Here is a 19,041-nt window from a genome sequence, read left to right as displayed (position 1 = left end):
ACGAAGCGATCCATACCGCCGCACGGTGACTATGGATTGCTTCGCGGAGCCTGTCATCGGGCGGCGCTACGCGCCGACCCGTTGGCTCGCAATGACGAACTACTGCATCATCAGCGCCACACGCCCGATCGCCTTGCGCTCAATCAGGAGTCGCATCGCCTTCGCGTAATCCTCCAGCGGCAACCGGTGTGAGATATTGGGCCGCACCTTACCCGTCTCGGCCCATTCGCTCAGCGCCTTGAACCTGACCTCGCCAAGCGCGGGGTCCTTCCGCACCGCCTCACCGGCGCGAACGCCGAGCACGCTCGCGCCCTTGATCATCAACAGATTGGTGCGGGCAAGACCGATGCCGCCGGTGAAGCCGACGACGAGAATCCGCGCGCCCCAGTTGATGCAGCGCATCGAGTTCTCGAACACCTCGCCGCCGACGGGATCGAACACCACATCGGCGCCGCGACCATCGGTGAGGCCCTTGACCGCATCGCGGAACGGCTCGCGCGCGTAGAGCACGAGATGATCCGCGCCACGTTCTTTGGCGATCGCAAGCTTCTCCTCGCTCGAGGCGGCAGCGATCACGGTCGCGCCGAGCAGCTTGCCGATCTCGACCGCGGCAAGCCCGACACCGCCGCCGGCGCCATGTACCAGCAGCACCTCGCCCGGCTTGATCTGCCCGCGATCGATCAGCGCGTGATACGCCGTGCCGTGCGCGGCAAGGAAGGTCGCGCCCTCGGCATAGTCGAAGGTCGACGGCACCGGCACGAGCTGCGATGGTGTCGCGACCGTCTCGTCGCAGTAGGCGCCGAAGCGCATCTTGACGATCACCTTGTCGCCGACGGCGACACCCGCGGCTCCATTGACCTCGACGACATCGCCGGCGGCTTCCGAGCCCGGCGTGAACGGCAGCGGCGGCTTGAGCTGGTACTCACCCGCGGCCATCAGGATATCGGGGAAATTGATCCCGGCGGCACGGATCGCAACGCGCACCTGCCCCGGCTGCAGAGGCACCGAGGCAAAATTCTCGAGCTGAAGGCGCTCGGGCGGGCCGAGCTCGCGGCAAACGACGGCTTTCGGCATCAGGCGGCTCGCGCCTTGAGACGGGCCAGCGCCTCGCGGATCAGCGGCAGGCGGTCGTTGCCGAAATACATATCGGTCTTGTCGAGATAGATCGTGGGCGAGCCGAAGCCGCCGCGCGCCATCACCTCCTCGGTGTTGGCCTTGAGCTGGTCCTTGATCGCCTGGTCGCCGATGCCGGCCAGGAATTGCGCCGGATCGATCCCGAGCTTGCTGCAGATCTCGGTCAGCACCGCATCCTGCGAGATGTCCTTGTCGTCACCCCAATAGGCCTCGAACACCGCGCGCGCGAACGGCACCATCTTCTCGTTGCCGAGCCAGATGCAGCCGCGCATCGCCTTCACGCTGTTCACCGGGAACACGGTCGGCGGCATCTTGATCGCCAGCCCAGCCGAGCGCGCCCAGTCGCCGAGATCCTTTTTCATGTAGCGCGCCTTCAGCGGCACCGGCGTCTCGCGCTGCGCGTAAACCGACGGATTGACGGTGTTGAAGATGCCGCCGACCAGGATCGGCCGCCAGCTGATCGGCGCGTCGAACTCCTTCGCGAGCGGCTGGATGTTGTGCCAGGCGAGATACGTCCAGGGACTGGAGCAGTCGAAGAAGAATTCGATCATTGGCGTTTCCTTGTGTTGTCATGTTTGCAGCGCTGTAGTTTCCCGTCATCCTGAGGTGGCCGCTTCTTCAGCGGCCCTCGAAGGATGGAGGGCCTCCGGCTTCGCATCCTTCGAGGCTCGCAAGAGCTCGCACCTCAGGATGACGATACCTACTTCTTCTCGACCAACTCCTTGGCACGCTGGCCGAACATGTTCTTGCGTGATTCCTCGTCGAACGGCTCCTTGACGAATTTTCCGATCGCAAGCCCCGCCTGCACCTGCGGCCGGGCGCGCACGGTCGCGTACCAGCTCTTGATGTTTGGGTAGTCGTCGAGAGTGAAGCCCTGCGCCTTGTGGGTCATGGTCCAGGGAAAGCAGGCGATGTCGGCGATCGAATAGTCATCGCCGGCGATGTAGGCGCCAGTCTTGCCGAGCTGGCGGTCGAGCACGCCATAGAGCCGCGCCGTCTCGTCGCGGTAGCGCTCGATCGCATAGGGAATCTTCTCGGCGGCATAGAGCGCGAAATGACCGTGCTGGCCGAGCATCGGCCCGAGGCCACTCATTTGCCACATCACCCATTGGATGACGTTCGACCGCGCACGCAACTCCCGCGACAGGAAACGGCCGGTCTTGTCGGCGAGGTAGATCAGGATCGCGCCGGTCTCGAACACCGGGAACGGCCCGCCACCGTCGGCAGGCGCAAGGTCGACGATCGCGGGAATCCGGTTGTTCGGGCTGATCGCCAGGAATTCGGGCCGGAACTGCTCGCCGGCGCGGATGTTCACCGGGATCACCTTGTAGGGAAGCCCCAGTTCCTCCAGCATGATCGAGATCTTCCAGCCGTTCGGCGTCGGCGCGTAGTGCAGGTCGATCATCGGCGTCCACTTCCCCGTGACAAAGACTTTTGTTGTTCTGTACCTCCACTCTAGGACATGGCACACAGGCGCTCAATCAGAACCCACCGGGAGGCACCCATGCTGTTTCCAACCACGATCGCGGGCTCCCTGCCGAAGCCGGAATGGCTCGCCGAGCCGAATATGCTGTGGGCACCCTGGAAATCGGAAGGCGCCGAACTCGCCCGCGCCAAGCGCGACGCCACAGTGCTTGCAGTCAAGCTGCAGGAGGATGCCGGCGTCGACATCGTCACCGAGGGCGAGCAGGCGCGCCAGCACTTCGTGCACGGTTTTCTGGAGCGGATCGAGGGCATCGATTTCGCCCACAAGGTCGAGATGGGCATCCGCAAGGACCGCTATAAGGCCATGGTCCCGCAGGTGGTCGCGCCGCTGCAACTCAAGGGCCGCGTCCACGAAAGCGAGGCGCGTGCGGCGCGCGCGCACACGAAGAATCGGCTGAAGTTCACCCTGCCCGGCCCGATGACGATCATCGACACCATCGCCGACAAATATTATGGCGACCGCGTGAAGATGGCGTTCGCCTTCGCCGAACTGTTGAATCAGGAAGCCAAGGCGTTGCAAGCCGACGGCGTCGACATGATCCAGTTCGACGAGCCCGCCTTCAACGTCTACATGGACGAGGTGCGCGACTGGGGCATCAAGGCGCTGGAGCGCGCCGCCGAGGGCCTCTCCTGCGCCACCGCCGTGCACATCTGCTACGGCTACGGCATCAAAGCCAACACCGACTGGAAGCAGACGCTCGGCGGCGAGTGGCGGCAATATGAAGAGACCTTCCCGGTGATCGACAAGAGCACGATCCAGCAGGTCGCGATCGAATGCCGCAACTCGAAGGTGCCGATCGAACTGCTCGCGGCGCTGCCCGGCAAGATCGTGCAGGCCGGCGTGATCGACGTCGCCAGCGACGAGGTCGAGACGGCGGAGGACGTCGTCAAGGTGATCGAGGCCGTGGCGAAACACGTGCCGAAGGCCAACATCATCGCGACCACCAATTGCGGCATGGCCCCGATGCGGCGGGATATCGCCGAAGCCAAGCTGATCGCGCTCGGCGCCGGCGCAAAACTGGCAAGGCAGCGGCTGGCGTAAGGGCAGCGTCGGCGGCTCAGTCCAAAGCAGCCGCCACGCTCGGATGCAGCACCGGTCGATAGCCGGCCTGAAATGCACGGACTGTCGAGGGCGGCGTCAGCAGCATGGCGGGAGCGGTCGCATTGGCCCGCTCGTAGCCTGCGAATGACCAGCGCAGCGTCTTGCCGTCTGCAACGAGATAACTTTCGCCGTTCGCCTGCACCATCGCGCCGTCAGGTAGCGCAGCGAGCGGCAACGGCAACGCATGCAGCCGCTTCTTGCCGCGGTCGAGGCGCTCGGCATGCAGCACCGTATCCATTGCCTTGGCGCTGAGATCGTTCGTGCCGTTGCCCTCCTCCCAGGCGGCGCGAAACCGTTTGGCGTCGTCGCGGCGGCAGTAGAAGCAGGGCCGGTGCCCGGCCGCGAATGCGGTGGCTTCATCGAGGAAGAACAGCTCGGTCCAGCTCTGCCGGGTCATCACCTTGCGCCGCCGTCCCCTGAACTCGCAGACACAGGTAAGCCAGGCCGGGCTCGACCAGCGCTTGTTCAACAGCGTGCGGGTCGCGGGATCGTGGATGATGCCGCGATTGCCGGTGAAGGTGCCGCGATGTTCGATCGCGACGATGTCGCCGGTGGGCGTGACGCGGTTTTGCAGGGGCATCTTCTGACTTCCCCCTCGCCCCGCTCTTGCGGGGTCGAGATGAGCGGAGCTCCCTCTTAGAGGGTCGGGGTGAGGGGCTGTATCCGCAAAGATAGTGAGAGATGAACCCGGGGCGAGTCTCCCTCACCCGGATCGCATCTAACGATGCGATCCGACCTCTCCCCGCACACGGGGCGAGGTGACTCGCTACGCCGCCCCATCCCGGATCGGCGGCTGGAACGACAGCGCGGTGTCCCAGGGAAAGAATATCCAGGTGTCCTGCGACACTTCGGTGATGTAGGTGTCGACCAGCGGGCGGCCCTTGGGCTTGGCATAGACGGTTGCGAAATGCGCTTCGGGGAGCAGTTCGCGCACCAGCCTGCCGGTCTTGCCGGTATCGACGAGGTCGTCGACGATCAAAAGCCCCTTGCCGGTGCCGCCGCCGAGCTTGGCGGTCTGCTCCGAAATGCCCTTGAGCACTTTCAGGTCGCCCTGCTTGTCGTGGTCGTAGCTTGCGACGCAGACGGTATCGATCACCCGCAAGCCGAGTTCGCGCGCCACGATCGCCGCCGGCACCAGTCCGCCGCGGGTGATCGCGATCACCGCATGGAACGGGCCGACTTCGTTCAGCCGCCAGGTCAGCGCCCGGCAGTCCCGGTGGAATTGATCCCAGGAGACCGGGAACGGCCGGCCGGCCCGTTCCTGTGCACTCGGTTCGGAATTTCGCTCAACCATGTCGCTTCAACCCGCCGGCTTCTTCTGCGCGGCCTGCACCTGCTTCAGCATCTCCTTCACCGCGGCCATCGCGGCTGCGAGCTTCTCCGGATCGCGCGAGCGCACCACCAGATTGGTGTTCGGCTTCTGGTTCTCGTCCTGGAACGGATAGCTGCCGATGATGGTGTCGGGATTGGCTTCCGCGATCGCCCGCAGCGGGCCGCCGATATCGCCTTCCCGCGCGTCGGCGCGGACCGAATCCGACAGCATTCGCACGCCGGATTTCAGGGTCGGCGCCACGATATCCATCATCGCCTGCATGATGGTCGGGATGCCGGCCATCACGATGACGTTGCCGAGCTTGAAGCCCGGCGCCAGGATGGTCGCGCTCTGGATCAGCTCGGCGCCATCGGGCACCCGGGCCATCCGCAGCCGCGCCTCGTTGAGGTCCTGCTCGGTCCAGCGCTCCCTGAACCGCGCCACCACGTCGGGATGATGGTGGATCTCGACCCCGAACGCCTTCGCCACGCTGTCGGCGGTGATGTCGTCATGGGTCGGCCCGATGCCGCCGGTGGTGAACACGTAATTGTACCTATGCCGCAGCGCATCAAGGGCGGAGACGATATCGGCCTCGTCGTCGGCGACGACGCGGACCTCCTTCAGGTCGATGCCGATATTGGTCAGGTATTCGGCGATGAAGCCGATGTTCTTGTCCTTGGTCCGGCCGGACAGGATCTCGTCGCCGATCACCAATATCCCTGCCGTGACGATCTCGCTCATGGTCTCATTTCCTTAAACTTGATCCCCTGACATTGCCGTTCCAATGCCTTGATGTCACGGGGTTTTGCCGCCGAATTAAGCAGACCTCAGCCGGTTTTTCGGGCAGGCCCTCCGCCTCACCCTTAGCAAATGCCACAAGCCAATGCATATCGTGCTGGCCCGCCCCTTGCTACCATCCCACCAAGTCATGCAGTGTGTCACATGGCTTGGGAGGGCAGTCGGGATATATGGCAGTCGCGTTCGATGAGATGAACGGCCTCGGCGAGGATCTCCGCCCGGCCTACCAGGAGCTCTCCCGCTGGCTCAAAGAGACGCCGCCGGATGCGCTCGAATATCGGCGCCAGGAAGCGGAGCTGCTGTTCCGCCGGATCGGCATCACCTTCGCGGTCTACGGCGATTCCGAGGCCCAGGAACGGCTGATCCCGTTCGACGTCATTCCGCGCATCATGTCCGCGACCGAGTGGACGCTGCTGGAGAAGGGCCTGAAGCAGCGCGTGCTCGCGCTCAACATGTTCCTCAAGGACATCTATCACGGCCGCGACATCCTGCGCGCCAACGTCATCCCGGAAGACCTGATCTTCCAGAACCCGGTGTTCCGGCCGGAGATGAACGGCCAGGACGTGCCGCACGACATCTACGTCCACATCGCCGGCATCGACATCATCCGCACCGATCCGGACAGCTTCATCGTGCTGGAGGACAATGCACGGACGCCGTCCGGCGTCTCCTACATGCTGGAAAACCGCGAGATCATGATGCGGCTGTTTCCGGACCTGTTCGCGCGACATCGCGTCGCGCCGGTCGAGCGCTATCCGGACGAGCTGCTGTCGGCGCTGCGGTCGGTGGCGCCGCACAGCGCCTCGGCCGAGCCGACGGTGGCGCTGATGACGCCCGGCGTCTACAACTCGGCCTATTACGAGCACTCCTTCCTGGCCGACAAGCTCGGCATCGAGTTGGTCGAGGGGCGCGACCTCATCGTCAAGAACGACGAGGTGTTCATGCGCACCACCGAGGGGCTGAAGCGTGTCGACGTGATCTACCGCCGCGTCGACGACGACTTCCTCGATCCCCTCACCTTCCGCCCCGATTCCGCGCTCGGCGTCCCCGGCCTGATGTCGGCCTACGCGGCCGGCAACATCACGCTCGCCAACGCGGTCGGCACCGGCATTGCCGATGACAAGGCGATCTATTCCTACATGCCTGATATCGTAAAATTCTATCTCAGCGAGGAGCCGATCCTGAAGAACGTGCAGACCTGGCGCTGCCGCGAGGCGCAGGATCTGTCCTACGTGCTCGACAACCTCGCCGACCTCGTCGTCAAGGAAGTCCACGGCTCGGGCGGCTACGGCATGCTGATCGGTCCCGCCGCCACCAAGGCGACCATCGAGGCGTTCCGCGACAAGCTCAAGCGCGAGCCGGAGGGCTTCATCGCCCAGCCGACGCTGGCGCTGTCGACCTGCCCGACCTGCACCGACAAGGGCCTCGCGCCGCGCCACGTCGACCTCCGCCCGTTCGTGCTGACCGGCTCCAGCCACACCACCATCGTGCCCGGCGGGCTGACCCGCGTCGCACTGAAGGAAGGCTCGCTCGTGGTCAATTCGAGCCAGGGCGGCGGCACCAAGGACACCTGGATACTGAGCGAGTAGTTGAAGCATGCTGTCGCGCACCGCCGAAAACCTGTTCTGGCTGGCCCGTTATGTCGAACGCGCCGAGTATCTCGCGCGCACGATCGACGCCACGCTCCGCGTCACCGCGCTGCCCGCGGCCTATGTCGGCAAGACCAATGAGTGGGACTCCGCACTGCTCACCGCCGGTGTCGGCGCCGCCTTCTACGACCATTACGAAGAAGCCAACGAGCGAAACGTCGTCGAGTATCTGTCCTTCTCGTCGGAGAATCCGTCCTCGATCAAGAACTGCATCGAGGCCTCGCGGCTCAATTCGCGTTCGGTGCGCACCGCGCTGACGTCGGAGATGTGGGACACCATCAATTCAGCGTGGATCGAGCTGCAGGCAGTCTGGAACAAGGGTCCCGCCAACCGCGAGGAACTGGCCAAATTCCTGCGCTTCGTGCAGGAGACCTCGCTGCGCTTCGACGGCTCGGCCTACCGCACCATGCTGCGCAACGACGCCTACTGGTTCTCGCGGCTTGGCGTGCATCTCGAGCGCGCCGACAACACCGCACGCATTCTCGACGTGAAGTATCACGTGCTGCTGCCCGAGGAGGAGCATGTCGGCGGCCCGCTGGATTACTACCAGTGGACCTCGATCCTGCGCTCGGTGTCGGCGACGACCGCCTATCACTGGGTGTACCGGGAAACCCTGAAGCCCTGGCTGATCGCCGACCTCCTGATCCTCAACGACACGCTGCCGCGGTCGCTCGCCAGCTGCTACAGCAACCTGGTGCGCAATCTGGACCAGATCGGCGTCGCCTATGGCCGCCAGGGCGCCGCCCAGCGCCACGCCCGCGGCATCAGGAACCGGCTCGAGCACAGCCACATGGACGATATCTTCCAGCACGGCGTGCACGAATTCATCCAGGAGTTCATCGCGGATAATTCACGGCTGGGTGAGATCATCACCAAGCAATATTTGATCTGACCGCCGCGGCGGGAAAAGTGCTCAAAATGTCGTCATGACCGGGTCGATCCCGGTCACCCATGTCTTGCTTTCGCGGCCGATTAGGAAGAAAGACGTGGGTGCCCGGGCATGACGTTCCGGCCCCAGAAAACCGACTGAACTCCGGTTGAGCCATGCGCCTGCGGATAGCCCACACCACCACCTATCGCTACGAGCCGGCCGCCTCGGGCGTGATCCAGATTCTGCGGATGACGCCGGGCAGCCATGACGGCCAGTATGTCGCCGACTGGCAGATCGACGTCTCCACCGATTCCCGGCTCGACATCCATGAGGACGCATTCGGCAACGTCACCCATGTGCTGACGCATGGTTCGATCACCGACCTCACCATCCATTGCGAGGGCCTGGTCGAAACCCAGGACACCGGCGGCGTGCTGAAAGGCACCGACGAGCGGTTTCCCCCGAGCCTGTTCCTGCGTGCCACGCCGCTGACCGACCTCAACCCGGCCATGACCGCCGCCGTGCGCGAACTGCGCGCGGAAGCAGGTAGCGACGTGCTCGGTTTCCTGCACGCGCTGATGGTGCAGATCTACGAGCACATGACCTTCGACGAGGACCCGACCAACAGCGCCACCTCGGCCTCCGAGGCGTTCGCGCTGAAGCGCGGGGTCTGCCAGGACTACGCGCACATCCTGATCGCCTGCGCCCGCGCCGGCGGCGTTCCGGCGCGGTTCGTCTCCGGGCATTTCCTGCGCTCCGACGGCATGGTCAACCAGCAGGCCGGCCACGCCTGGGCCGAGGCCTTCGTGCCCGACCTCGGCTGGGTCGGTTTCGACGCCGCCAACGGCATCTGCACCACCGACGCCCATGCCCGCGTTGCGATCGGCCTCGACTATCTCGGTGCCGCCCCGGTCCGCGGCACCCGATATGGCGGCGGCAACGAGACCCTGTCGGTCGCGGTCAAGGTCGACCAGGCCGGCCGCCCCGGCCAGTGGCAGAGCCAGACGCAGTCGTAAGGGACACGACACCGCGCCCTCACGAGCCACCCGGTCGGCGCTATGCGCCGCCGATGACGGTCGAATGGTGGGGTCAGGGAATGCGCTCAAGGTCGGATTTGAGGACAACCAGGAAACGGGCCGCTTCGCCGCCCGTCACCACCCGATGGTCGAAGGTGAGCGATAGCGGCAGCGTGCGTCTGACTGCAACCTGCCCCTGATGCGCGACCGCGCGCTCCGAAATCCGCCCGGCGCCGACGATTGCCGTCTGCGGCGGCACGATGATGAGATTGGCAAACCGTCCTCCGATCATTCCGAAGTTCGATAGCGTGATCGTCGCACCGCGCAGCTCTTCCGGCGGTATCGCGCGCGCGATTGCGTCGGCCCGCAGGCGGTCGAGCCCAGCCCGCAGGTCCGATACGCTCCGCTCCGCGACGTTGCGCAGCACGGGAACGATCAGGCCGCCGCCGGTGTCGACAGCAATGCCGAGATCGATCCGCTCGATCAGACGCCGCTCTTCCGAGCCGGAATGATACCAGGCATTGAGCGCGGGCTCTGATTTGCATGCGGCGGCAATCGCACGCACCAAACGGATTGTCACGTCCTCGCCCTGTCGCCAGTCGTTGATGTCGGCTTCATCGGTGACAGTCGCAGGGACGATTTCCGCATGCGCCGCCGTGATGCGCTGGGCCATCGCGCGGCGCAGGCCGCGCAGCGGCTCAGCGGGGCCGCCGTGAGACATCTGCTTCGCCGCCCTCTCGACATCGGCCCGCGTAATGGTACCGCCGGGCCCCGTCGCCTCGACGAGATCGAGGGCAACGCCGAGCCTGCGCGCGAGCACGCGCACCGCCGGAAACACCTGAGCTCCGTACGCGTTGGGCGCCGCCGAAGGAGTTGCCGCCGCCGGCTTTTGCTCGTCGATGCCGAGCTCGCCCACAATCGCCCCCGTGTCCTGCGTGGCGCCTTCGGCAAACTCCACGAGCGGCGCGCCCACCTTCACGATATCGCCTTTGGCACCGAACAGGCGCGCGATGCGTCCGCTCGACGGCGCCGGTATCTCAACCACCGCCTTGTCGGTCTCGACCGAAACGAGCGGCTGGTCGGTCACGACGTGGTCGCCCTCGTTGACATACCAGGTGACGATCTCCGCTTCTTCAAGACCTTCACCAAGGTCCGGCAACGTGAACTGGCGCATGGGACGAGGTCCGTCGGTGTTCAGTTGTACTGGTACGCCTTTCGAGCTGCGGCCACGATGCGTCCGACCGACGGCATGTAGTGTTGCTCAAGGCGTGCCATCGGGACGACCGTGTCGTAGCCGGTGACGCGGGTCACGGGCGCGAGCAGCGAGGATAGCCCGCGCTCGGCGATCAGGGCTGCGATCTCCGCGCCAAATCCACCGGTGTGCGCCGCCTCGTGCACGATGACGCAGCGCCCGGTCTTTGCGACCGAACCGAGCACGGTATCTTCATCATAGGGCTTGAGCGTGGCGAGGTCGACGACCTCGGCAGCGATGCCTTCATCGGCGAGCGCATCAGCCGCGGCCATCGTTTCCCTCAGCATCGCGCCCCAGCTGATCAGCGTGACGTCGCGACCTTCCCTCAGGATAAAGGCAGCATCCAGCGGCAACGCTTCGCCGTTGTCCTCCACCTCGCCTTTCGCCGCGCGGTACAGCCGCGTCGGCTCAAGAAACACCACCGGATCGGGATCGCGGATCGCGGCAAGGAGAAGTCCATAAGCGCGCTCCGGCGACGAGGGCATGACGACACGCAAGCCTGGAATGTGGGCGAGCATCGCCTCGGTACTTTCGGAATGATGCTCGGGCGCGCGAATGCCGGCACCATGCGGCGTGCGCAGAACCATCGGACAGGTGAGCCGTCCCTGGGTACGGTTGCGCATGCGCGATGCATGGTTCACCAGCTGATCGAGACAGGGATAAATGAATCCCATGAACTGGATTTCACCGACGGGCTTCAGTCCCTGCGCGGCCATGCCGACGCAGAGCCCGCTGATCAGGAGTTCGGCAAGCGGCGTATCAAGGACGCGCTCCGGACCGAAGCGCTCCTGCAAGCCAACGGTGGCGCGGAAGACGCCGCCATTGACGCCGACATCTTCGCCGAGCACAACCACATCAGGATCATCCGCCATCGCGCGGCCGAGCGCCAGATTGATGGCTTCGACCAACGTGACTTCAGGCATCGTCCTCTCCTGCGAGTTCGCGACGTTGCGCCGCATAGGCCTCAGGGAGATCGGCATAGAGGTTGTCGAACATGGTTTCAGGCCGGCGCGGCGGCGTCGTCAGATAGCGCTGCACCGCCGCCTCGATGCGCTCATGGCACTCGGCGGCAAGCTGCTCCTCGTCCGCCTTGGTCCACATCTTTTGACCCACAAGATGAGACCTGAGGCGCGCGATCGGCTCCTCCTTCCAATGCGCCTGGACTTCTTCGACCGAACGATAGCGCAATGCATCATCTGACGTCGTGTGATCGCCGAGCCGGTAGGTGACCGCTTCGATGAAGTGAGGCCCCTTGCCGTCGCGGGCAGCGGCAATGGCCCCCTCGGCCGCGGCGCGCATCGCCACCACGTCACACCCGTCCACTTGTTCGCCGCTGAACCCGGCAGCTATCGCCTTCTGGGCCAGCGTTTCGGAAGCGGTCTGCAGCCGCAACGGCACCGATATGGCCCATTGATTGTTGGTGGCGACGAACACGACCGGCAATTTGTGCACGCCGGCAAAATTCATCGCCTCGTAGACATCGCCTTTCGAGGTCGCGCCGTCGCCAAACAGGCATACGGCGACACGCGGCTCCCTGCGCAGCTTGAAGGCATAGGCCACACCGGCGGCATGCGGCGCCTGTGATCCGACCGGAACGCAGAACGGGAAATCGAGGACAGAACCGGAGAATTGATTGCCCCGTTCATCGCCACCCCAAAACAGCAGGATCTCCTCCAGCTTGACGCCGCGCCAGAGCAACGCGCCATTGTCGCGATAGGAAGGCAGCAAAACGTCATCTTCCCGCATCGCACTCGCGATACCGACCGACACCGCCTCCTGGCCGAGCGAAATGGCATAGGTTCCCAGCCGACCAGTGCGCTGCAATGCAACAGCCTTTCGGTCAAACAGGCGCAACAACACCATCGACCGGTAAAGTTCGACCAGCAGCTTGGCATCGGTGGCGAAGGCAGGAAGCGGCCGGCTCATCGAACCATCCGGCGCGAGGTAGCTGCGGCGGCGTACCTCAAAGCGCGCAATGATGGGGAGCTCTTCGCTTGCTCTCTTGCTGGCCACGCTCTCGCTCCTGGAGCGGTTCTGCGTCCCACGTTCTGCTATTTGGTGTTCGAGCCGCGACGATGCAATACTGGGCAGCTTTGCATTTGGCGCCTGCGTCGGCAGCCGGATCGCTGGGATCGATCGATGAGATCCGTGGAAACAGCACCGCGATAGCGGTATAAGAGAACATGGCAAATGGTCAGGTTGTCCTCGTAACAACTGAGCCGTTGGACGGCGGTCCGCCTGTTCGCTCGGTCTTCTTCGTGGCTGAAGGAGATGCGGCAAAGGCCACGGCAATTGTTGCGAAAATGATGGCCCCGAATGAAAGGGTCGACGCGTGGGGGCTGCTTCCCGAAGCGGCCGTCAAAGCGCTCGGATTGAAACCGGGTGATTACACCCACACCTGACTTGCGCCAGATGGAAGTGCGGCGCGCGAAGGCTTTCTGCGGCCCTTACCCCTTGCGACGAGCGTGCGACCTCGACGCAGCGTGTCCCTCAGGCCATTTTTGGGTGATCGCCGAGCCTTGCCACCGCGTTTGCGATCACAACGCGGGGAGCCCTCTTTCTCCAGCAAACGACATGGCGTAATCTCTACCGAACTGCCCTTTGAGACGGGACGGGCCGACGTCGCCGTCTGATGGAACAGGCAGTGGTCAGGCCGTCGGCAGGCATCGCAGTCTGAAAGCAGCGCCTGCCTTATGGGGCGCTCCCTCAACTTCAACATGAAGCACGTTGGCCTGCCGCGCGCGGCAGACAAGGGCAGTGCGTAACCCTTGGAGGACGACATGGCGACATTCATAGTGAGGATCGACTGGACCGACCAGGGAATTCGTAATGTCAAGGAAGCTCCCAAGCGCAGCCGAGCGGCGAAAGAACTCGCCAAGACGCTCGGTGTCGAAATCAAGGAGGTCTATCTCACCTCCGGTGAGCATGACATCCTTCTCCTCGCCGAAGCGCCTCTCGGTGACAACATCACAAAGCTCGCGCTTGCCCTCAGTTCTCAGGGAAACATACGGACCTGCACGTCACGGGCCTGGCCCGAGTCCGAGTGGACCAAGCTGATATCCGAGCTTCCGTAGCGGCTTCGGATGTCCAGTGGATTTCTGCGCGGCCTGACGGGTACCGTCGCTATTCTGACACCCGGCGATCGGCGCGAGCGCTCCGCGTGTGTGCAGGGCGACGACATACGTCGCCGCCCGCCGGGGGGCAGCACGCACTATTTGTCCAGCCAGACATCCTCGAAGCGCAGATTGTTGTACTGGCTGTTGTCGTGCGGATGAAAGTTCTTCACGTAAGGTTGCCAGCAATTGCCAGCCGATGAGTGGAGGATGACCGGCCGCGCGGCGTCATCGACCAGCAGGCGCTCGATGTCGAACACGATCTTGCGGCGCTTGTCCTTGTCGACCTCGCGCGACTGCGCAGCCAGCAGCCTGTCGACCTCGGCATTGCAATACTGGGTGTAGTTGCGCTCGGAGTTGCAGGAATAGTTCTCGACCAGATTGCCGTCGGGATCGTCGACGCTGACGCCGGTGACATTGAGGCCGATCGTGTAATCCTTGCGTTGCAGCCGCGAGTACCAGCGCGGCGTGTCGAGGATATCGAGTTCGGCAACGATGTAGATCTTCTTGAGCTGGTCGGCGAGGATCACCGCCGGGTCGCGATAGGTCGGCAGGTTGCGGGTCTGGATCTTGATCGACAGCGGCTTGGCGTCGCTGTAGCCGAGCTTCTGCATGATCGCCTGCGCTTCGGCGAGGTTCTTGTCGGTATCCGGACCGTAGCCCATTAGCGTCGACAGGATCTCCGGCGGCATGCCCCACTCGCCTTCCGGCTTGGCCTGCATCGCGCCGCCGAGCCGCCCGGTGCCTTCGAACAGGATGCTGTTGAAGGCCTTGCGATCGAGTGCGAGCGACATCGCCTTGCGGATCTCCGGATTGTCGAACGGCGGATTGACGCGGTTGACGAGCAGATTGATCTGCAGATTGGTCGATGTCATCTCGCAGATCGCGTTCGGGGCCCGCGCCTTGACGTCCTTCATCAGGGGAATGCTGACGTCGGACGGAAAGGTGATGTCGTAGTCGCCGGTGGCGAACGCCAGCATGCGCGTGGCGCGGCTGTCGATCGAGCGTACCGTGATCTCGTCGAGATACGGCCGGTCCTTCTTGAAGTAGTCGGGATTGCGCACCAGGCGGATCGAGTCTCCGCGCCGGAATTCGACGAACTTGAACGGCCCCGTGCCGATTGGCTTGGTGCGCATCACCTGCTGCGGCACGTGGCAGGGATAGACCACCGAGAAGGCGCTGGCGAGCAGCGCCAGCAGGCCGGGTTGCGGCTCGGTCAGCTCGAAGGTCGCTTCATCGTCGCCGTTGATGCTGATGTCCTTGAGCTTCGAATACCAGACCTTGCGCGGGTTGCGCTTGAAGTCCTGGGTTTTGGAGTCTTGGGTCTCGCTCTTGCCGATCAGCATCCGCCAGGTGCACTGCACGTCCTTGGCCGTGAACGGCTGGCCGTCATGCCACTTCACGCCGTGATGCAGCTTGAAGGTGAGCTTTGTGTTGGTCTGATCCCACGACCAGCTCTCGGCGAGGTCTGGGATCACGGTGTCGACGCTTTCGTGCACCTTGGCCGGATCGAACACCACGAGGTTATTGAACACGGCCGCAAACGGCATCACCGAGGCGATGGTGGATTCCTCGAGCAGCGAGGTCGAGGGCGGATTGTCGTTGTGATAGAGCCGGAGCGTGCCGCCCTTCTTCTGCGCCGATGCGGGGCTCGCCGCCATCACTGCTGCGCCCAATGCCATGATGCACGTGGCCAGTTTGAACGACATTCTCGCCTCCCGGAATTTCTTGTTGTTGTCAGTTATGGGCAGTCGACCACAACGCCCGGTGCCCCGCAATGACACGGGGCGCAGATCATTGCCGGCTGCGCGCAACGCAGAACGAGGCCGGGGCGCGGAGCGGGATTTTCAGGCGGCCAGCGGTGGAAACAAGTCCCGCCACGGACCGTCGCCGCGAGCGGGACCGGCCCCTCTTGACCCGCCATCGCATGTCCCGTGACGGGGAATTAGGGTTGGATGCGACCTCGAAATTGGCTACACGTTTGGCGCCGAGAAACTCGGACCGTTTGAGGACTGCAAATGACCTATTGCTGCGGAATTCTGGTGCGCGACGGCCTCGTCATGATCGCCGATACCCGCACCAATGCCGGCCTCGACAACGTCTCGACCTTCCGCAAGCTGCACATCTTCGAGAAGCCCGGCGACCGCATCATGGCGATCGCCAGCGCGGGGAATCTCGCGATCAGCCAATCGGTGCTGTCGACCCTGACCGAGGGCATGGAAGATCCGCACACCGGCGAGCTCGAGACGCTGATGAACGCGCCGACCATGTTCCAGGCAGCGCAGCGGATCGGCCGCGCCATCCGGTCGGTGCACGCCACCGAGGGCGATGCGCTGCGTTCGGAGGATATCTCCTTCGACGTCTCGTTCCTGTTCGGCGGCCAGATCAAGGGCTCGCGGATGCGTCTGTTCATGGTCTACACCGCCGGCAACTTCATCGAATGCACCACCGACACGCCGTATTTGCAGATCGGCGAGCACAAATACGGCAAGCCTGTGCTCGACCGCGCCATGCATTACGACGTCGAGCTCTACGAGGCGCTCAAAACGGGGCTGATCTCGATGGATTCGACGATGCGCTCCAACCTCGGCGTCGGCCTGCCGATCGACGTGCTCGTGGTGCGCGCCGACGCCTGCGAGGCCGACCTCAATCACCGTATCGAGGCCGGCGAGCCCTATTTCCACGATTTGCGCTCGCGCTGGTCGGCGGCGCTGCGCGCGGCGCATCAGAACATTCCACGCCCACCCTACAAGAACGAAACCGAAGCAAAAACCAAGTAAGAGGAAACTCGGATGACCGAAGCAACCAGCAAGATCGCGCTCGTGACGGGCGCCGGCACCGGTGTCGGACGCGCGGCATCGCTCGCTTTGATGGACAAGGGTTATACCGTGGTGCTCGTCGGGCGCCGCCTGGAGATGCTGGAAGAGACCAGCAAGCTCGGTCCCGCCGGCAAGAGCCTGTGCGTCACCGCCGACATGGCCAATCCGGCTGCGATCGCCGCGCTGTTCGACAAGGTGAAGGCGACCTATGGCCGGCTCGACGTTCTCTTCAACAATGCCGGCATGGGCGCGCCGCCGGTGAACTTCGAGGATCTGCCACTCGAGCAGTGGCAGGCCGTGGTCAACACCAACCTCACCGCGCCGTTCCTGTGCACCCAGCACGCCTTCCGCATCATGAAGGACCAGACGCCGCGCGGCGGCCGCATCATCAACAACGGCTCGATCTCGGCGCATGCGCCGCGGCCGTTCTCGGCGGCCTACACCTCGACCAAGCACGCCATCACCGGCCTGACAAAAGCCTCCAACCTCGACGGCCGCATGTATGACATCGCGGTCGGCCAGGTCGATATCGGCAATGCCGCGACCCCGATGACCGACCGCATGGTCAACGGCCCCGGCGTGCTGCAGCCGGACGGCACCACCAAGCACGAGCCGCGCATGGACGCCAAGGCGGTCGGCGACGCCGTCGCCTACATGGCCGGCCTGCCGCTCGACGCCAACGTGCTGTTCATGACGGTCATGGCGACCAAGATGCCGTTCGTCGGCCGGGGCTAACTCTCGTGCCCCGGGCGCAGCGCGGCATGCAATGACGCGCTGCTGAACCGGGGCCCACCGGCCCGATCCGTCGTACATGGGATGGGTCCCGGCTCCGGGACACGAGATTGCGCGGCGGGCTTGTCCCGGGCATGCCGTTCCAAGGGCGCACTGCCAAAATATCGAAAACAACCCCATGCAAAGTAGCCGGCAGCTATCGGCGTTCGACACGGCAACTTGACACGTCGGGCAAATCAGCGATATTTTTCCATTATTCCGAAATCGTGCAGACGCCTGGCGCGCCGCTTCTCCGCAGGATGACGGGGTGATTGCTCATCTTGCCCGGTGTCATCACCCGCGCATGCGGGTGATCCAGTATTCCAGAGACCGCAGTGCTCGAGCCGAGAGGCCGCGGCGTACTGGATCGCCCGGTCCATGTGCGCAATTGCGCACAGGCCGGGCGATGACAGCGGTGGACGAGGATATGGCCTCACATCCTCTCAGGATGAGGCTGTGTCTGCGGATGCAGAACTCTCCTACTCCAGCTTCTCCACATCCCGCAGTGTCGGGAACAGCTTCATCCAGAGCAGCGCGATCCCGACGGTGGCGACGCCGCCGAGCACGGCCGACGGCACGGTGCCGAGCAGCGCCGCAGTGACGCCGCTCTCGAACTGGCCGAGCTGGTTCGAAGCGTTGATGAACAGGAAGTTCACCGCGCCGACGCGGCCGCGCATCTCGTCGGGGGTGGCGAGCTGCACCAGCGAAAAACGGATCACGACGCTGATCGTATCGGCGGCGCCGAGCACCGCGAGCGCCAGCGCCGACAGCCACATCCAGTGCGACAGCGCGAACACCACCGTAGCTAAGCCGAACACGATCACCGACTGGAACATGCGCATGCCGACGCGGCGGTTAATGGTGTGCCGCGCCAGCACTATGGTCATCAGCAGCGCGCCGACCGCGGGCGCGGCGCGCAGGATGCCGAGGCCGAGCGGGCCGGTTTGCAGAATATCGCGCGCATAGATCGGCAGCAGCGCGGTGACGCCGCCGAACAGCACCGCGAACAAATCGAGCGAGATGGTGCCAAGGATCGCCGGGTTGCTGCGAACGAAGGTGACGCCGGCAAACAGGTCATCCGACACCTCCCCGTCCTTTGCCGGCGCTTGCTGCAGCCGGCCGATGCCGCCGGTCAGGATCATGCTGAGCAGCCAGAACACGGTCATCACGGCGTAGGCCATACCCGGCATCGCTGCGTAGGCGAGGCCACCGAGCGCAGGCCCGGTGATGGTCGCGACCTGCGCCGCGCCGCTCGAGATTGCGGTCGCGCGCTGCAGCGAACCTTGCGGAGCGATCAGCGGTAGCAGCGCGGCGGTCGCCGGACTCTCGAACGCACCGGCAATCCCCAGCACGAAGGTCGCGGCGAAAATCTGCAACTCGGAGATGGTACCGGCAAAGGTGCTCACCGCGAGGAAAAGCGCGGTCAGCACTTCCGCAAGCTGGCAGAGTTGCACCACACGCCGACGCTCGAACCGGTCGGCGGCATGGCCGGCGACAAACACCAGCAGAGCCGTCGGCAAAAACTGGACCAGCCCGACCATGCCGAGGGCAAAAGCACTGCCGGTCAAATCGTAAATCTGCCAGCCGACCGCCACCGCCGCGATCTGGTTGGAGAAGCGCGACAGGCTGCGCGACGACAGGAAGAACAGGAAAGATCTATGACCGAGCAGATCGCGGGCGCCGGCCGGTGTTGCGGAGGACATGCGAGATGGCGTGACC

General features: G+C 64.3%; 18 protein-coding genes. 7 read left to right on the top strand and 11 right to left on the bottom strand.

What is annotated here, in order from left to right:
* Window positions 1–99 precede the first annotated feature (99 nt).
* The 3 genes from ACE10Z_RS18675 to ACE10Z_RS18665 all read right to left on the bottom strand — a co-directional run bounded on the left by ACE10Z_RS18675 (window position 100) and on the right by ACE10Z_RS18665 (window position 2,539).
* Entirely contained in the window at window positions 100–1,074 is a 975-nt protein-coding gene (locus ACE10Z_RS18675) for an NADPH:quinone oxidoreductase family protein (protein ID WP_375789220.1), read from the bottom strand.
* Window positions 1,074–1,685 (bottom strand): 2-hydroxychromene-2-carboxylate isomerase, encoded by a 612-nt coding sequence (locus tag ACE10Z_RS18670; RefSeq protein WP_375789219.1) that lies wholly within the window; start codon window positions 1,683–1,685, stop codon window positions 1,074–1,076. The genes ACE10Z_RS18675 and ACE10Z_RS18670 overlap by 1 nt, the downstream gene beginning before the upstream one ends.
* 149 nt (window positions 1,686–1,834) lie before the next feature.
* Window positions 1,835–2,539: a glutathione binding-like protein gene (locus tag ACE10Z_RS18665; RefSeq protein WP_375789218.1), complete on the bottom strand. Its 705-nt coding sequence runs from the start codon at window positions 2,537–2,539 to the stop codon at window positions 1,835–1,837.
* Window positions 2,540–2,638: 99 nt separating this feature from the next.
* Between ACE10Z_RS18665 and ACE10Z_RS18660 the strand changes: the two genes are divergently transcribed.
* Window positions 2,639–3,661, top strand: coding sequence for a methionine synthase (locus ACE10Z_RS18660; protein WP_375789217.1), 1,023 nt, complete (start codon window positions 2,639–2,641; stop codon window positions 3,659–3,661).
* Window positions 3,662–3,677: 16 nt separating this feature from the next.
* On the opposite strand, the gene ACE10Z_RS18655 is transcribed toward ACE10Z_RS18660, so the two are convergent.
* The 3 genes from ACE10Z_RS18655 to ACE10Z_RS18645 form a co-directional block, all read right to left on the bottom strand.
* Window positions 3,678–4,301, bottom strand: coding sequence for a hypothetical protein (locus ACE10Z_RS18655; RefSeq protein ID WP_375789216.1), 624 nt, complete (start codon window positions 4,299–4,301; stop codon window positions 3,678–3,680).
* A gap of 186 nt (window positions 4,302–4,487) precedes the next feature.
* Window positions 4,488–5,015, bottom strand: a complete 528-nt coding sequence (gene gpt, locus ACE10Z_RS18650; protein WP_375789215.1) for a xanthine phosphoribosyltransferase — start codon at window positions 5,013–5,015, stop codon at window positions 4,488–4,490.
* A 6-nt stretch (window positions 5,016–5,021) separates the two neighbouring features.
* On the bottom strand, window positions 5,022–5,774 hold the full coding sequence (locus ACE10Z_RS18645) for a molybdopterin-binding protein (RefSeq protein ID WP_223976339.1): 753 nt from the start codon (window positions 5,772–5,774) through the stop codon (window positions 5,022–5,024).
* Window positions 5,775–6,001: 227 nt separating this feature from the next.
* On the opposite strand from ACE10Z_RS18645, the gene ACE10Z_RS18640 reads away from it, so the two are divergent.
* The 3 genes from ACE10Z_RS18640 to ACE10Z_RS18630 all read left to right on the top strand — a co-directional run bounded on the left by ACE10Z_RS18640 (window position 6,002) and on the right by ACE10Z_RS18630 (window position 9,367).
* Complete coding sequence (locus ACE10Z_RS18640; protein WP_375789214.1) at window positions 6,002–7,420, top strand: circularly permuted type 2 ATP-grasp protein; 1,419 nt, start codon at window positions 6,002–6,004, stop codon at window positions 7,418–7,420.
* Window positions 7,421–7,427: 7 nt separating this feature from the next.
* The gene (locus ACE10Z_RS18635; RefSeq protein WP_375789213.1) at window positions 7,428–8,372 is read left to right on the top strand and encodes an alpha-E domain-containing protein; all 945 of its coding nucleotides are present in this window, start codon (window positions 7,428–7,430) and stop codon (window positions 8,370–8,372) included.
* 152 nt (window positions 8,373–8,524) lie between these two features.
* Window positions 8,525–9,367 carry a transglutaminase domain-containing protein gene (locus tag ACE10Z_RS18630; protein ID WP_375789212.1) on the top strand — a complete coding sequence of 281 codons (843 nt, stop codon included), beginning with the start codon at window positions 8,525–8,527 and terminating at the stop codon, window positions 9,365–9,367.
* Window positions 9,368–9,440: 73 nt separating this feature from the next.
* Here the strand turns inward: ACE10Z_RS18630 and ACE10Z_RS18625 are convergent, their stop codons facing one another.
* From ACE10Z_RS18625 to pdhA, 3 genes are read right to left on the bottom strand one after another with little or no spacing between them, the layout of a single operon-like run.
* Window positions 9,441–10,541: a dihydrolipoamide acetyltransferase family protein gene (locus ACE10Z_RS18625; RefSeq protein WP_375789211.1), complete on the bottom strand. Its 1,101-nt coding sequence runs from the start codon at window positions 10,539–10,541 to the stop codon at window positions 9,441–9,443.
* 20 nt (window positions 10,542–10,561) lie between these two features.
* On the bottom strand, window positions 10,562–11,542 hold the full coding sequence (locus ACE10Z_RS18620; protein ID WP_298373406.1) for an alpha-ketoacid dehydrogenase subunit beta: 981 nt from the start codon (window positions 11,540–11,542) through the stop codon (window positions 10,562–10,564).
* On the bottom strand, window positions 11,535–12,545 hold the full coding sequence (gene pdhA, locus ACE10Z_RS18615) for a pyruvate dehydrogenase (acetyl-transferring) E1 component subunit alpha (RefSeq protein ID WP_375789867.1): 1,011 nt from the start codon (window positions 12,543–12,545) through the stop codon (window positions 11,535–11,537). The genes ACE10Z_RS18620 and pdhA overlap by 8 nt, the downstream gene beginning before the upstream one ends.
* An 854-nt stretch (window positions 12,546–13,399) precedes the next feature.
* On the opposite strand from pdhA, the gene ACE10Z_RS18610 reads away from it, so the two are divergent.
* Window positions 13,400–13,693: a GYD domain-containing protein gene (locus tag ACE10Z_RS18610; RefSeq protein ID WP_298373414.1), complete on the top strand. Its 294-nt coding sequence runs from the start codon at window positions 13,400–13,402 to the stop codon at window positions 13,691–13,693.
* Between the two features lie 137 nt (window positions 13,694–13,830).
* Here the strand turns inward: ACE10Z_RS18610 and ACE10Z_RS18605 are convergent, their stop codons facing one another.
* The gene (locus tag ACE10Z_RS18605) at window positions 13,831–15,441 is read right to left on the bottom strand and encodes an ABC transporter substrate-binding protein (RefSeq protein WP_375789210.1); all 1,611 of its coding nucleotides are present in this window, start codon (window positions 15,439–15,441) and stop codon (window positions 13,831–13,833) included.
* 309 nt (window positions 15,442–15,750) lie between these two features.
* Between ACE10Z_RS18605 and ACE10Z_RS18600 the strand changes: the two genes are divergently transcribed.
* A complete protein-coding gene (locus ACE10Z_RS18600; protein WP_375789209.1) occupies window positions 15,751–16,512 on the top strand; it encodes a peptidase in 762 nt (253 codons plus the stop codon).
* A 12-nt stretch (window positions 16,513–16,524) separates the two neighbouring features.
* Window positions 16,525–17,286: an SDR family oxidoreductase gene (locus tag ACE10Z_RS18595; RefSeq protein ID WP_223976325.1), complete on the top strand. Its 762-nt coding sequence runs from the start codon at window positions 16,525–16,527 to the stop codon at window positions 17,284–17,286.
* Between the two features lie 515 nt (window positions 17,287–17,801).
* On the opposite strand, the gene ACE10Z_RS18590 is transcribed toward ACE10Z_RS18595, so the two are convergent.
* The gene (locus ACE10Z_RS18590) at window positions 17,802–19,025 is read right to left on the bottom strand and encodes an MFS transporter (protein ID WP_375789208.1); all 1,224 of its coding nucleotides are present in this window, start codon (window positions 19,023–19,025) and stop codon (window positions 17,802–17,804) included.
* Between the last annotated feature and the right edge of the window lie 16 nt (window positions 19,026–19,041).

This window comes from Bradyrhizobium sp. Pha-3, from assembly GCF_042258615.1.
In the GTDB taxonomy this organism is placed as follows: Bacteria; Pseudomonadota; Alphaproteobacteria; order Rhizobiales; family Xanthobacteraceae; genus Bradyrhizobium.
The sequence above is the reverse complement of the archived record's forward strand: the minus strand, read 5'-3'. Positions and strand labels throughout refer to the sequence as shown.